The organism is Caldimonas brevitalea (assembly GCF_001017435.1).
Lineage (GTDB): Bacteria > Pseudomonadota > Gammaproteobacteria > Burkholderiales > Burkholderiaceae_C > Caldimonas > Caldimonas brevitalea.
Genome location: NZ_CP011371.1, coordinates 5,272,473 through 5,286,348, shown reverse-complemented (window position 1 = coordinate 5,286,348; position 13,876 = coordinate 5,272,473). Strand labels below are relative to the sequence as shown.

The following is a 13,876-nucleotide window of genomic DNA, read 5'->3' as shown; positions in this document are numbered from 1 at the left end:
GTACACAAAAGTCGTGTTGATAAGTCCGTCGTTGTATGTTTGTGGCCGCTAACATCAAGCTCGCACGGGCCGCTATTCCAGGTACATTTCGATAAAATCACGGACGACGCAAACTGCTTTCCGCTGTCCCCTCTTCAAGAGTCGGTCAGCTTTGCAACTATCCCCAGGCAGTCCACACAACTCTGTGGATAAGATGTAGATAAACTGTGCTGTTGGCACAGTGCAACGAGGGTCCCGCAAGGGGCCACGCGGTTCTCGCCGAAGGGGTTTTGGCTACAATGAAGGTCCAACAAAGCAGTTGCCATACCTTTTTGTTGGAAGGCGCGTCGCCGATTCGACGCGCCTTTTTTTTAGGCCCGGGCCGCGCTCCAGTGCGGCCCGGGCCGCCTGCCGCGCAGGCCCAGCGCGGCGCCACGGCACCACGGCGCGGTGGCCTCTACACGCTCACATGAGCGCTCGATCGTTCCCATGAAGCACATTCGCAACTTTTCCATCATCGCCCACATCGACCACGGCAAGTCCACGCTGGCCGACCGCTTGATCCAGCGCTGCGGCGGCCTGAGCGATCGCGAGATGGAGGCGCAGGTGCTCGACTCGATGGACATCGAACGCGAGCGCGGCATCACGATCAAGGCCCAGACGGCCGCGCTGCAATACACCGCGCGCGACGGCCAGGTCTACAACCTCAACCTCATCGACACCCCGGGGCACGTCGACTTCAGCTATGAAGTGAGCCGTTCCCTGTCGGCGTGCGAGGGTGCATTGCTGGTGGTCGACGCGAGCCAGGGGGTCGAGGCGCAGACGGTCGCGAACTGCTACACGGCCCTCGAGCTGGGCGTGGAGGTGGTGCCAGTGCTCAACAAGATGGACCTGCCGCAGGCCGACCCGGAGCGCGCCAAGGAGGAAATCGAGGACGTCATCGGCATCGATGCCAGCGACGCCATTCCCTGCTCGGCCAAGACCGGCATGGGCATCGACGACATCCTCGAAGCCATCATCGCGCGCATGCCGTCGCCGCGCGGCCGCTACGATGCGCCGCTGCGCGCCGTCATCATCGACTCCTGGTTCGACAACTATGTCGGTGTCGTGATGCTGGTGCGGGTCGTCGACGGCGAGCTCAAGAAGGGCGAGCGCATCAGGATGATGGCGACCAATGCCGCCTACAACGCCGAGCAATTGGGCGTGTTCACGCCCAAGTCGCTGTCGCGCGAGGTGCTCAAGGCGGGCGAGGTGGGCTTCATCATCGCCGGTATCAAGGAGTTGCAGGCGGCCAAGGTCGGCGACACCATCACGCTCGAGAAAAAGCTGCCGAACAACCTCGGCAGCGCGACCGAGGCGCTGCCCGGCTTCAAGGAAATCCAGCCGCAGGTGTTCGCCGGCCTCTATCCGACCGAGGCGAGCGAGTACGACCAGTTGCGCGACGCGCTCGAAAAGCTCAAGCTCAACGACTCGTCGCTGCGCTACGAACCCGAGGTGTCGCAGGCCCTCGGCTTCGGGTTCCGGTGCGGCTTCCTCGGCCTGCTGCACATGGAAATCGTGCAGGAGCGGCTCGAGCGCGAGTTCGACCAGGACCTGATCACCACGGCCCCCAGCGTGATCTATGAGGTCGAGCTGAACAGCGGCGAGGTGGTGCTGGTCGAAAACCCGTCCAAGATGCCCGACCTGGGCCGCATCCGCGAGATCCGCGAGCCCATCGTCACGGTGCACCTCTACATGCCGCAGGACTACGTCGGGCCGGTGATGACCCTGGCCAACCAGAAGCGCGGGGTGCAGCTGAACATGGCCTATCACGGCCGGCAGGTGATGCTGACCTACGAGCTGCCGCTGGCCGAGATCGTGCTCGACTTCTTCGACAAGCTGAAGTCGGTCTCGCGCGGCTACGCGTCGATGGACTACGAGTTCAAGGAGTACCGTGCCGCCGACGTCGTGAAGGTCGACATCCTGATCAACGGCGACCGGGTCGACGCCTTGTCGCTGATCGTGCACCGCGGCCAGAGCCAGTACCGCGGCCGTGCGGTGGCCGCCAAGATGCGCGAGCAGATCCCGCGGCAGATGTTCGACGTGGCGATCCAGGCCGCCATCGGTGCCAACATCATCGCGCGCGAAACCATCAAGGCGATGCGCAAGAACGTGCTGGCAAAATGCTACGGGGGCGACATCTCGCGCAAGCGCAAGCTGCTCGAGAAGCAAAAGGCGGGCAAGAAGCGGATGAAGCAAATCGGCAGCGTCGAAGTGCCGCAGGAAGCCTTTCTTGCCATCCTTCAAGTCGACGACTGAGCCTGCGGGCCACCGCCCCACGCCCGCCGCGCGGCGGGCCGAGGCACTTGCTTGAGATACTGTCGCCTCGCGCGATCTGATTTCCCCTCTTACTGGAGCCTGGATGGGACTGCTCACTGCAGCTTTGTATGCCTGCCTGATCGTTTACTTGGGCGGCTGGTATCTGGGCGAATGGCACGGCAATTTCTCGCTGCTGCTGTTCGTGCTGACCCTCGTGACACTGGTTTACTGGCTCGCCGAGCGCCTCCACTTCCGGCCCGCCCGCGAGCGTGCCGCGGCCTCGGTCGAGACCCATCACGCGGTGCGGCGCAACGACCTGGCGCGCCAGGGCATTGCCGAGGTCGACGGCAACATCGACGAAGCCAAGCAGCGCCTGTTGATGCAGCCCTGGTGGCTCGACTGGACCGCCGGTCTGTTCCCGGTGATCTGCATCGTCTTCCTGCTGCGCTCCTTCCTGTTCGAGCCGTTCAAGATTCCGTCCGGCTCGATGGTGCCCACCCTGCTGGTCGGCGACCTGATCCTGGTGAACAAATACCACTACGGCGTGCGCCTGCCGGTGATCAACAAGAAGATCGTCGCCAACGAAGATCCCAAGCGCGGCGACGTGATGGTGTTCCGCTACCCCAAGGACACCCGCATCGACTACATCAAGCGGGTGGTCGGCGTGCCGGGCGACCAAGTGGCCTACCTCAACAAGCGTTTGTTCATCAACGGCCAGCCGGTGCCGACCGAATCGCTGGGCGAGTACTACGACGAGGACAGCCGCCGCTACTCACAGCATTTCTCCGAGACCTTCGGCGGCAACGAACACCGCGTGCTGACCAACAAGGATGCGGCGCCCTTCATCGTGGGTGCCGACGACTTCCCGTACAGGGACCAGTGCAGCTACACGGCGGAGGGCGTGACCTGCAAAGTGCCGGCCGGTCACTACTTCGTGATGGGCGATAACCGTGACAATTCTCAGGATTCCCGGTACTGGGGCTTCGTGCCGGACGAGAACATCGTCGGCAAGGCCTTCTGGATCTGGATGAATTTGGGTAATCTCGGCCGTATTGGTGGGTTCAAGTAAACGGGTCGGCGGCGCACCGCGGTTCACCGCAAGCACGACAAGTACAACAGGCTCGAGGAGCACAACGATGATGCATGTTTCACCGGCACGCCAACGCGGCGTCTCCCTGCTGGGCCTGTTGTTCTGGGCCGTCGTCATCGGCATGCTGGCACTGGTGGCCATGAAGGTGCTGCCGACGGTGAACGAATACTTGACGATTCGGAGCGCCGTGAACAAGGTGGCCCAGGAAGGCGCTACCTCGGTGCCCGAGATCCGCGCGGCCTTCGACCGACAGAAACAGATCGAGTATTCGATCCAGTCGATTTCGGGCAGCGATCTGATCGTGACCAAGGAAAACGACCGCGTGGTGGTCAGCTTCGCCTACGACGCCGAGGTCAAGCTGTTCGACCCGGTCTACCTCGTCATCAAGTATTCGGGCCGTTCCGAGTGACGGCCGGCCGGCGTCGCCGGCCTTGGCCCCCGCTGCAGCGCGCTGGAATTCGACGTGAGTGACCTGATCAAAGCCCTCGAGCGACGGCTCGACTACCGCTTCCGGCACCCCGCGCTGCTGGCACGGGCGCTGACGCACCGCAGCTTCGGTGCCGACCACAACGAACGGCTTGAATTCCTCGGCGACTCGGTCCTGGGCCTGGCCATCGCCGGCCTCCTCTACGAACGTTTTGCCGGCTCCGACGAGGGGGACCTGTCGCGCGTGCGCGCCAGCCTGGTCAGGCAGGACACGCTACACCGCATCGCCCTGGGCCTGGAGTTGCCCGCCTGTTTGCGGCTCGGCGAAGGCGAGGCGCGTAGCGGCGGGGCGCAGCGACCGTCGATCCTGGCCGATGCCGTCGAAGCCGTGTTCGGCGCCATCTACCTCGACGGCGGTTTCGACGCCGCCCGCACCGTGGTGCAGCGCTTGTTCACGCCGGTGCTGACCGAGCCGGACTTGCGCAACAGCGCCAAAGACGCGAAAACCGAGTTGCAGGAATGGCTGCAAGCCCGCAAGCTGGCCGTGCCGAGCTATGCCATCGTGGCGACACGGGGTCATGCACACCAGCAGCAATTCGTGGTCAGCTGCACCGTTCCGGCCCTGCAGATCAGCGAGAACGGCGAGGGTGCCTCCCGCCGCGCCGCAGAACAGGTGGCGGCACAGTCCGTGCTCGCTAAACTGAAGGCGTCCGGGGCCCGCTGAGCCCTCCCGATCCCCTTGCAAACGCAGCCCCGGCTGCCATGGACCCTCGAACGTGAACGTCGATACATCTTCCCCGGCGCCCGACGCCGAATCGCCCGACCCCGCCGTGCCGGAGGCCGACGGCCAGCGGTGCGGGCTGATCGCCATCGTCGGACGGCCCAACGTGGGCAAGTCGACGCTACTGAATGCCCTGGTGGGGCAGAAAGTCAGCATCACGTCGCGCAAGGCGCAGACCACCCGCCACCGCATCACCGGCATCCGCACCGCCGGCGACGCCCAATATGTGTTCGTCGACACACCCGGCTTCCAGACCCGCCACGGCAACGCGCTCAACCGCACCCTCAACCGCACGGTGCTCGCCTCGCTGGGCGACGTCGACGTGGTGCTGTTCGTCGTCGAGGCCGGCCGGTTCGGGCTCGACGACGCCAAGGTGCTGGCCCTGGTGCCCGAGGGCAAACCGGTCATCCTGGTCGCCAACAAGCTCGACAAGGTGGTGCGCCGGGCCGAGCTGGCGCCGTGGCTCAAGGGCATGCAGGAGCGCCATCCGTTCGCCGAATTCGTGCCGCTCACGGCCAAGCGCCCGGAGGACGTGCGGCGCCTGCTCGACATCGTGCGGCCCTACCTGCCCGAGCAAGGCTGGTGGTACGACGAGGAAGCCCTCACCGATCGCAGCGAGCGCTTCCTCGCCAGCGAAATCGTGCGTGAAAAGCTGTTCCGCCTCACCGGTGACGAACTGCCCTACACATCGACCGTCGTGATCGACAAGTTCGAGGAAGAGGGGTTGCTGCGGCGCATCGCGGCCACCATCGTCGTCGAGCGCGATGCCCACAAGGGCATGGTGATCGGCGAAGGCGGCGAGCGCCTGAAGCGCATCGGCACCGAAGCCCGCCAGGAACTCGAGAAGCTGATGGACGCGAAAGTCTTTCTCGAACTGTTCGTCAAGGTCCGCTCAGGCTGGGCCGACGACGAGCAGCGCCTGCGCAGCTATGGCTATGAGTGAGCCGCGGGCGCTGCGGCGGGTCTGAACGATGGCGTCGAGCCGGCCGCGCAGCGCACCTCGCCCCGGGTTCCGCGTGGCGGCCGAGCCGGCCTACGTGTTGCACCGCTACGACTGGAGCGAATCGAGCCTGATCCTCGATCTGTTCACCCGGGCGCACGGCCGGGTCGCGGTGGTCGCCAAAGGCGCCAAGCGGCCGTATTCGCAACTGCGCGCCGTGTTGCTGCCGTTCCAGCGCGTCAGCGCGAGCTTCAGCAGCCGCGAAGAAGGCGGCGCCGAGGTCCACACCCTCAAGGCCGCGGAATGGGCGGGCGGCACGGCAATGCTGACCGGCGCGGCGCTGCTGACCGGTTTCTACCTGAACGAACTGCTGATGAAGCTGCTGGCCCGCGCCGACGCCCATCCGCGGCTGTTCGACGCCTATGCCGCGACGCTGCCCGGCCTGGCGGCCGACGACGAAACGGTCGTCCAGGCCGCGCTGCGCGCGTTCGAGCTGACCTTGCTGCGCGAGATCGGCGTGCTGCCCGAACTGGGCCTGGTCACCCTCACGGTCGAGCCGTTGCAGCCCGGGGCAGCCTACGCTTTGCACGGCGAAGCCGGCGTCCGGCTGGCGCGCGCTGGCGAGCCGGCCCTGCGCGGCGCCACCTTGATGGCGCTCGACGCGGCGCTCGACAGCGGCTCGCTCGAGGCGATGCAGCAGGCCTGCGCCGCGTCCCTGCCCGAGTTGAAAAGCGTGTTGCGGCCGCTGCTTCACTATCATCTGGGCACGCCGGTGCTGCGCACGCGGCAACTGATGATGGAGCTCCAGCAAAAATGATCTTCGCCGGTCCCCCGAACGCGCCACTGCTCGGCGTCAACATCGACCATGTCGCCACCTTGCGCAACGCGCGCGGCGGGCAGTTCCCTGACCCGGTGGCCGCCGCGCAGCTGGCGGTCGAGGCGGGGGCCGACATCATCACCTTCCACCTGCGCGAAGACCGTCGTCACATCCGCGACGACGACGTGACCCGGCTGAAGGCGGCATTGCAGGTGCCGCTGAACTTCGAGGCCGCCGTCACCGACGAGATGATCGGCATCATCGAGCGGGTGCGGCCCGAGCACGTTTGCCTGGTGCCCGAGCGGCGCCAGGAGGTCACGACCGAGGGCGGGCTCGACGTCGCCGGGCAGTTCGCCCGCATCCAGGACGCCTGCGCGCGCCTGGCTGCGGCGGGTTGCCGCGTGTCGCTGTTCATCAACGCGGACGAGCGCCAGATCGAAGCCAGCGCCGCTGCCGGCGCGTCCTGCGTCGAGCTGCACACCGGCGCCTATGCCGAGGCCTGGTGGGCGCAAGACCGGGTGCGCATGGCGGCCGAGCTGCAGCGGCTGCAGGACGGGCTGCGCCGGGGCCGCGCCGCCGGCCTGCAGACCAACGCCGGCCACGGCCTGGCGGTGTGGGACCGGCCGGCGCCGCACCCCTTTGCCAGCAGCACCTATGCGGTGGCCGCGCTGCACGAGGTCACCGAGCTGCACATCGGCCATGCGCTGATCGGCCATGCCGTGTTCGTCGGGCTGCGCCAGGCGATCGGCGACTTCAAGGCCGAGGCGGTGCTGGCGAGGAACCAGGGCGCATGATCTACGGCATCGGCACGGACATCTGCGACATCCGCCGTATCGAAGCGGCCTACGCCCGTCACGGCGAACGTTTTGCGGCCAAGGTGCTCGGCCCGCACGAAATGAGCGTGTTCCGCGAGCGCCTCGCCCGGGTGCCGGCGCGCGGCTTGCGCTACCTGGCGACCCGGTTCTCGGCCAAGGAGGCTTTCTCGAAGGCGATCGGCATGGGCATGCGCATGCCGATGACCTGGCGCGACTGCGAGGTGGTCAAGGCGCCGAGCGGCAAGCCCGAGATCCGCTTGCACCGCCAGCTCGCCGCCTGGTTCGACGAGCGCGGCCTGCGCGCGCATCTCAGCGTGACCGACGAATCCGACTATGCCGCCAGTTTTGTGGTGGTCGAAACGAAAGACTGAACCTGTTATGGATGCATCCCAGCGTACCGACCATGCCGCCGTCGTGCTCGACATCGCCGGCACCCGACTGGACGACGACGACCGCCGCCGGCTGCAGCACCCCCTCACCGGCGGCCTGATCCTGTTCGCCCGCAATTGGGAGAGCCGCCAGCAGCTCACCGAGCTGTGCGCCGAGATCAAGTCGATCCGGCCTGACGTGTTGATCTGCGTCGACCATGAAGGCGGCCGGGTGCAGCGCTTCAAGACCGACGGTTTCACCCATTTGCCGCCGATGCGCGCACTCGGTGAGTTGTGGATGCAGGATGCGCTGCTGGCGACCGACGCCGCCACCGCATGCGGTTACATCCTGGCCGCCGAACTGCGGGCCTGCGGTGTCGATTTCAGCTTCACGCCGGTGCTCGACCTCGACCACGGCCCTAGCGGTGTCATCGGCGACCGCGCCTTCCATCGTGACGCCCGGGTCGTGACGATGCTGGCGAAGAGCGTGATGCAAGGGCTGTTGCTGGCCGGCATGCAGGCCTGCGGGAAGCACTTCCCGGGGCACGGGTACGTGGCGGCCGACTCGCATGTCGACGTGCCGGTCGACAAGCGCTCGCTCAAGGACATCCTCGCCGACGACGCCAAGCCCTACGAGTGGCTCAGCACTTCGCTGGCCGCGGTGATGCCGGCGCACGTGATCTACCCCAAGGTCGACGCCCAGCCGGCCGGTTTTTCCGACCGCTGGCTGCAAGACATCCTGCGCACGCGGCTCGGCTTCACCGGTGTGATCTTCAGCGACGACCTGAGCATGCAGGGCGCGACCGTGGCGGGCACGCCGGTCGAGGGTGCGATCGCCGCGCTCAATGCCGGTTGTGACCTGGTGCTGCTGTGCAACCAGTCGCTCAACGGCGGCGCGGGTGTCGACGAACTGCTCGACGGGCTGGAGCAAGCCCTGGCCGACGGCCTTTGGCAGGCCAGCGCCGACAGCGAAGCGCGGCGTCTCGACCTGCTGCCCCAGACCGCCCCGCACACCTGGGACGAACTGATGCACCAGCCGCGCTACCAGCAGGCACTCGCCCGCCTGCCCTGAGCCGCCGGCCCGCTCTGCCCTTGGGCCCCCGGCGCCATGCCACTCCAGCTCCGCCAGCTTCAGGTGTTCGTCTCGATTGCCCAGACGCGCAACCTGACGCGAGCGGCCGGGCTGGTGCATCTGTCGCCGTCGAGCGTGTCGGAGCAGTTGTCCGCGCTGGAGGCGCACCTCGGCGCCAAGCTGTTCATGCGCACGCGCGACGGTCTTCGCATCACCGGGGCAGGTGAGGTGCTGCTCGACTATGCGAAGGAGCTACTCGACCTGAGCCGCCAGGCGGAAGCCGCGGTGGCTGCCCATGCCGAGGCGATGCGCGGCCAGCTCCGGGTCGGCGCTCTGGAGTCGTTGTGCGCCGCGGTGTTGCCGCGTATCGCTGAGGTCTTCGCCGGCCGGTGTCCCCAGGTGCAGCTGGTCCTGGACACCGACGCCACGGTCGCGTTGCGACTGGGGGTGAAGGGCGGCACGCTCGACGCCGCCTTTCTCTTCAGCCATGCCGACGACGCCGAACTCGAGACAGAGCGCGTGGGCCAAGATGAAGCGGTGGTCATCCTGCCGCAACACCACCGGCTGGCGCAACGCAGCGCCTTGTCGCCGCAGGATCTGGCGGGTGAACGTGTCGTGGCCACCGCCAGGGGGTGCGTCTACCGAGGGCTGCTTGACGCTGTGTCCGCCGCGTCGGGATCACCCCTGCAGGTCGGCATGGAAAGCGGCAGCATCGCCGCCGCGCGTGCCTTGGTGGCCGCCGGCGCCGGCGTGTCGATCGTGCCGCGCCTGGCCGTTTCATTTCCTGGCGCCTCGCAAGGTCTGGCGCTGGTGCCGCTCGACGATCATCGGTTCGCGACCGTGCCGATCTTCATGGTGTCCCGCCGCCAGCGGCGACCTGCCCCGGCGCTGCGGGTGTTTCTGCAAACGGCGCGAGAGGTGGTGTCAGGCCAGACGGTGCCCACCGTCCACGTGCACAACGGTGCCCGAGATGTAGCCGTTGTCGAGCAGGTGCAGGATGGCCTGCGCGATGTCGGACGGCTGCCCGGTCCTGCGCACCGGTAGTCGCTCGGCCATGGCGTCGAGCACGCTGCGCTTGGCATCCCCGGCGACGTGTTGCCAGATGCCGGTGTCGACCCAGCCTGGCGAGACCACATTGACCCGCACGGGCCCCAGTTCCACGGCGAGCGCCTTGGCCAGGCCCTCCAGGCCCGCATTGGCCGCGGCAACCGCCGCTCCTTTGGGGGCCGGCCGATAAGCCGCGATGCCGGAGGTGAAGGTGATGGAACCGGTGGTCGGTAGACACGGCGCTCCGTGCTTGGCCAGCATCAAGGGGCCGAGCAGCTTGGAGCGGACGACACGTTCCACCGCCGCCATGCTCAGCTGTGGCAGCAGTTCGTAGGCGCCGGCGATGTCGGCGGCGGTGCAGACGATGTGATCAAGCTCGCCGATGCCGCGAAACAGCCGCTCGACGTCTTGCTCCTGGGTCACGTCGACCGTCTCCGTGTCCAGCCTCGCTGGCGTGGCCAGCGCCTCGCGTAGCGTGTTCAATCGCGGCCGGCTTCTGCCGGCGGCCACCACCGCATCACCGCGCGCGAGCAATTGCGCCACCACGGCCCGGCCCATGCCCGAACCGCCGCCGACGACCAGCACGCGCTGGGGCGTCCGTTGTTTCATTTCTGTGCTCTCTTGCATCTCCAGTTCCTTTCGTCGTGCCCCCTGCGGGGTCACGGCAAGCAGTCTGGGCGCCGAGAGGCGAGGCGCAAAGCAGGAGATGACGAAACTCGGATTCGGGTTTTGCGATGCCGAAAAAGGTGTGCCGGACGGGGTGGGCCGCCCGTCGAGCGCGTTCACGCTCCCGCCGCTGCTCGAAGCGGCTGCGGCACCCGTGCAAAGGTATTGCAGACGGCGGTGGGCCGTGCTTCACGGTGCGCGGCAGGTCGGTCTGCGCCGGCCTTTGCACCGCCCGCTTGCCCGGCATGGCGAGGCTGCCAGCCGCGCTTCAAATGACAACGCCGCCGAAGTCAGCCTTCGGCGGCGTTGTCGTTTGCCTGGACCGGGCGCCGGGGCCGGCGCCTTCCGGGTTCAGCGCACCTCGGCGCCGGTTTCGAACGGCAGGGTCACGCGGGCCAGGTCGGTGCGGGTTTCGACCAGCACCAGCGGGCCTTCGTCGACCGTCACGACCGGCTTGCGCTCACGCGGGACGCGCGGCGGCTGGGGCTCGCGGGCGATGCTGTCCTGGGCGGCACGGACCTTCTCGGCGTCCGAGTTGACCCATTCCAGCCCCGCTTGCGCGGCGACGTTCTGCAGGTCGGCCAGCGGCAGCACGAAGGGTTGCGGACGCTGCGGCGCCACCGCGGGCAGCGGTGCCGCAGCAGCAACCGCCGGCGCTGCCACCGGGGTCGGCACCACGGCCGGCTCTGCGGCGGGGGCAGGGCTGGTGGGCGCGACGTCTTGCAGATCGGCCGGTTCGCCTTCCACGACCTCGGCCTCGGTCACCACCTCCGACGGTGCGGTGCCGTCCTGCTCGCGCTTCTCGCGACGGTAGCGGTCGCGCCCACGGCCGCGGCGGCGGCCTTCGCCTTCGCGTGCGGCGGTGTCGTCGCCGCCCGCTTCGGCCTCGGCGCTCAACGGCTCGGCCGCGGCGCCGGTGTCCACCACTTGCGTTTCGCCCAGCAGGCCGGCGTTGTCCGGCTGCAAGGCGGTGGTGTCGCCGGTTTCGGCGCTTTCGCCGCCCAGGTCCTGGCTCTCGGTCGCTGCATCTCGCTCACGGCGGCCGCGGCCACCGCGGCGGCGGCGGCGTCCGTCACGCTGCGCCTCGCCGGCGGCTTCCACGGCACCGTCTTGCGGCACGGTGTCGGCAAAACCCTCCTCGCCGGCCTCGACGGTCTCTGCCGCGGGCGGCAGTTCGCGTTCCGGGCGGGGCCCGCGGCGGCCTTCACCGCGACCCTCACCGCGACCCTCACCGCGGCCACGCGGCTCTTGCGGCGCAGCGCCTTCACGTGCCTCGACGTTGCGCGGTTCACGCGGCTCGCGCGGTTCACGTGGCGGGCGTTCCTTGCGTGCGCCGGCCTCCCCGCTCAGCTCCAGCGGCATCGCGGTGCCGACATCGGCACCCGCGGCCTTGCCACGCTGGTCGCGGTTGCGGTCACGGCCTTCCCGGCCCTCGCGACCTTCACGTCGGCCTTCGGCTCGCGCGCCTTCCTCGCGTCCGTTCTCGCGGCCACCGCGGCCACCGCCGCGTCGGCCCTCGCCACGCTCACCGCCGCGTTCGCCGCGCGCCTCACCGCCACCTCCGCGACGGCGCCCGTCCTGGGCTTCCTTCGCGGCCGGGGCGGCGACGGGAGCCGGCACGGGCGCCGGCGCCGGTTCCGGCGCGGCCGGTGCGCCGAACAGCTTCTTGATCCAGCCGAAGAAGCCGCCGCCGGCGGCCGGCGCCGCAGCGCTCGGGCGCGTCGCCGCGGCAGGCGCGGTCGTGACCGGTGCGGCGGCCACAGGGGCCGGCGCCGGGGCCACTTCCTTGGCCGGCGACGGGGGCGCCGGCTGCTCGGGCAGCAGGCCCTTGATCACCGGTTCCTGCTTGGGCTTGGCCTTCTCGCGCCGGGTGATGCCGACCTCGTCGTCCGGCTCCTCGATCATCGAGTAGCTGGCCTGCAGGTTCTCGACCCGCGGGTCGTCGTGGCGCAGGCGTTCGAGCTTGTAGTTGGGCGTCTCCAGGTGCTTATTGGGCACCAGCAGCACCTTCACGCTCTGCTTGAACTCGATCTTGTTGATCTCCATCCGCTTTTCATTGAGCAGGAAGGAGGTCACCTCGACCGGCACTTGCACGTGGACGGCGAAGGTGTTCTCCTTCATCGCCTCTTCCTGCACCATGCGCAGGATCTGCAGCGCGCTCGACTCGGTGTCGCGGATGTGGCCGGTGCCGTTGCAGCGCGGGCAGGTGATGTGCGAGCCTTCGCTCAGTGCCGGGCGCAGGCGCTGGCGCGACAGCTCCAGCAGGCCGAACTTGGAGATCGAGCTGAACTGCACGCGGGCGCGATCTTGGCGCAGCGCGTCGCGCAGCCGGGTTTCGACCTCGCGGCGGTTCTTCGACTCTTCCATGTCGATGAAGTCCACCACGATCAGGCCGCCCAGGTCGCGCAGCCGCATCTGGCGGGCGATCTCGTCGGCTGCTTCCAGGTTGGTGCGGGTGGCGGTTTCCTCGATGTCGCCGCCGCGGGTCGCGCGCGCCGAGTTGACGTCGATCGACACCAGCGCTTCGGTGTGGTCGATCACGATGGCGCCGCCCGAGGGCAGGTTGACGGTGCGCGAGAACGCCGTTTCGATCTGGTGCTCGATCTGGAAGCGGCTGAACAGCGGCGCGTCGTCGCGGTAGCGTTTCACGCGGCCGGAGTTGTCCGGCATCACGTGGTTCATGAACTGCTGGGCCTGATCGTAGATGTCGTCGGTGTCGATCAGGATTTCGCCGATGTCGGCGGTGAAGTAGTCGCGGATCGCGCGGATCACCAGCGACGATTCCTGGTAGATCAGGAAGGCGCCTTTGCGAGACTGGGCTGCGCCGTCGATGGCGGTCCACAGCTTCAGCATGTAGTTCAAGTCCCACTGCAGCTCGGCGACGCTGCGGCCGATGCCTGCGGTGCGGGCGATCAGGCTCATGCCCTTCGGGTAATCGAGCTGGTCGAGGGCTTCCTTCAGTTCTTCACGGTCCTCACCCTCGATGCGGCGAGAAACACCACCGCCGCGGGGGTTGTTGGGCATCAGCACCAGGTAGCGGCCGGCCAGCGAGATGAAGGTGGTGAGGGCGGCGCCCTTGTTGCCGCGCTCTTCCTTCTCGACCTGGACCAGCAGTTCCTGGCCTTCCTTGATCGCGTCGGAGATCTTGGCGTTGCGGACGTCCACGCCGTCCTTGAAATACTGTCGGGAGATTTCCTTGAAGGGCAAAAAGCCGTGGCGCTCCTCGCCGTAGTCGACGAAACAGGCCTCGAGCGACGGTTCTACGCGGGTGACCACCGCCTTGTAGATGTTGCCCTTGCGCTGTTCCCGTCCTTCGATTTCGGTTTCGAAATCGAGCAGTTTCTGGCCATCGACGATAGCCAGGCGACGCTCTTCCTGCTGCGTCGCATTGATCAGCATGCGTTTCATTGCGCTCCTCCTGCCGGCGACATCTGCGGTCGCGGCAATACCAACATGTCGCCTCGGACAATCACTGTCAGGGGCGACTCATCGATGCACGAGAAACGAGGTGGAACCGAAAGGAATCGCCCTGGACTGCTCTGATCTTCAAGATCAGGAGAACAGCGTTGGCGCATGC

General features: G+C 67.6%; 12 protein-coding genes. 10 read left to right on the top strand and 2 right to left on the bottom strand.

Annotation, left to right across the window (positions count from 1 at the left end; translation table 11 throughout):
- Positions 1–468: 468 nt before the first annotated feature.
- From lepA to AAW51_RS22200, 10 genes are all read left to right on the top strand, one after another.
- Positions 469–2,277 (top strand): translation elongation factor 4, encoded by a 1,809-nt coding sequence (gene lepA, locus AAW51_RS22245; protein WP_047196354.1) that lies wholly within the window; start codon positions 469–471, stop codon positions 2,275–2,277.
- Between the two features lie 103 nt (positions 2,278–2,380).
- Positions 2,381–3,346, top strand: a complete 966-nt coding sequence (lepB, locus tag AAW51_RS22240) for a signal peptidase I (protein ID WP_047196353.1) — start codon at positions 2,381–2,383, stop codon at positions 3,344–3,346.
- Positions 3,347–3,413: 67 nt separating this feature from the next.
- Complete coding sequence (locus tag AAW51_RS22235) at positions 3,414–3,776, top strand: DUF4845 domain-containing protein (protein ID WP_047196352.1); 363 nt, start codon at positions 3,414–3,416, stop codon at positions 3,774–3,776.
- Between the two features lie 54 nt (positions 3,777–3,830).
- A complete protein-coding gene (gene rnc, locus AAW51_RS22230; protein ID WP_047196351.1) occupies positions 3,831–4,517 on the top strand; it encodes a ribonuclease III in 687 nt (228 codons plus the stop codon).
- A 52-nt stretch (positions 4,518–4,569) separates the two neighbouring features.
- A complete protein-coding gene (gene era / locus AAW51_RS22225; RefSeq protein ID WP_047196350.1) occupies positions 4,570–5,517 on the top strand; it encodes a GTPase Era in 948 nt (315 codons plus the stop codon).
- Positions 5,518–5,545: 28 nt separating this feature from the next.
- Complete coding sequence (gene recO, locus AAW51_RS22220) at positions 5,546–6,331, top strand: DNA repair protein RecO (RefSeq protein ID WP_047196349.1); 786 nt, start codon at positions 5,546–5,548, stop codon at positions 6,329–6,331.
- Positions 6,328–7,125: a pyridoxine 5'-phosphate synthase gene (locus AAW51_RS22215; RefSeq protein WP_047196348.1), complete on the top strand. Its 798-nt coding sequence runs from the start codon at positions 6,328–6,330 to the stop codon at positions 7,123–7,125. Before recO ends, AAW51_RS22215 begins: the two co-directional genes overlap by 4 nt.
- The gene (acpS, locus tag AAW51_RS22210) at positions 7,122–7,517 is read left to right on the top strand and encodes a holo-ACP synthase (RefSeq protein ID WP_047196347.1); all 396 of its coding nucleotides are present in this window, start codon (positions 7,122–7,124) and stop codon (positions 7,515–7,517) included. Before AAW51_RS22215 ends, acpS begins: the two co-directional genes overlap by 4 nt.
- Before the next feature lie 7 nt (positions 7,518–7,524).
- Positions 7,525–8,586 (top strand): beta-N-acetylhexosaminidase, encoded by a 1,062-nt coding sequence (gene nagZ, locus AAW51_RS22205; protein ID WP_047196346.1) that lies wholly within the window; start codon positions 7,525–7,527, stop codon positions 8,584–8,586.
- 36 nt (positions 8,587–8,622) lie between these two features.
- A complete protein-coding gene (locus AAW51_RS22200; RefSeq protein ID WP_053013849.1) occupies positions 8,623–9,630 on the top strand; it encodes a LysR family transcriptional regulator in 1,008 nt (335 codons plus the stop codon).
- Here the strand turns inward: AAW51_RS22200 and AAW51_RS29465 are convergent.
- Together AAW51_RS29465 and AAW51_RS22190 are read right to left on the bottom strand one after the other, a co-directional pair.
- Positions 9,511–10,260: an SDR family oxidoreductase gene (locus AAW51_RS29465; RefSeq protein ID WP_047196345.1), complete on the bottom strand. Its 750-nt coding sequence runs from the start codon at positions 10,258–10,260 to the stop codon at positions 9,511–9,513. The two genes, AAW51_RS22200 and AAW51_RS29465, sit on opposite strands and share 120 nt — an antisense overlap.
- 390 nt (positions 10,261–10,650) lie before the next feature.
- On the bottom strand, positions 10,651–13,707 hold the full coding sequence (locus AAW51_RS22190) for an Rne/Rng family ribonuclease (protein ID WP_047196344.1): 3,057 nt from the start codon (positions 13,705–13,707) through the stop codon (positions 10,651–10,653).
- Between the last annotated feature and the right edge of the window lie 169 nt (positions 13,708–13,876).

Bases quoted from the DNA above. Each gene is read 5' to 3' on its own strand.
- lepA (WP_047196354.1), top strand. From the start codon at position 469: ATGAAGCACATTCGCAACTTTTCCATCATCGCCCACATCGACCACGGC.
- lepB (WP_047196353.1), top strand. From the start codon at position 2,381: ATGGGACTGCTCACTGCAGCTTTGTATGCCTGCCTGATCGTTTACTTG.
- AAW51_RS22235 (WP_047196352.1), top strand. From the start codon at position 3,414: ATGATGCATGTTTCACCGGCACGCCAACGCGGCGTCTCCCTGCTGGGC.
- recO (WP_047196349.1), top strand. From the start codon at position 5,546: ATGGCGTCGAGCCGGCCGCGCAGCGCACCTCGCCCCGGGTTCCGCGTG.
- AAW51_RS22215 (WP_047196348.1), top strand. From the start codon at position 6,328: ATGATCTTCGCCGGTCCCCCGAACGCGCCACTGCTCGGCGTCAACATC.
- acpS (WP_047196347.1), top strand. From the start codon at position 7,122: ATGATCTACGGCATCGGCACGGACATCTGCGACATCCGCCGTATCGAA.
- nagZ (WP_047196346.1), top strand. From the start codon at position 7,525: ATGGATGCATCCCAGCGTACCGACCATGCCGCCGTCGTGCTCGACATC.
- AAW51_RS22200 (WP_053013849.1), top strand. From the start codon at position 8,623: ATGCCACTCCAGCTCCGCCAGCTTCAGGTGTTCGTCTCGATTGCCCAG.
- AAW51_RS29465 (WP_047196345.1), bottom strand. From the start codon at position 10,260: ATGCAAGAGAGCACAGAAATGAAACAACGGACGCCCCAGCGCGTGCTG.
- AAW51_RS22190 (WP_047196344.1), bottom strand. From the start codon at position 13,707: ATGAAACGCATGCTGATCAATGCGACGCAGCAGGAAGAGCGTCGCCTG.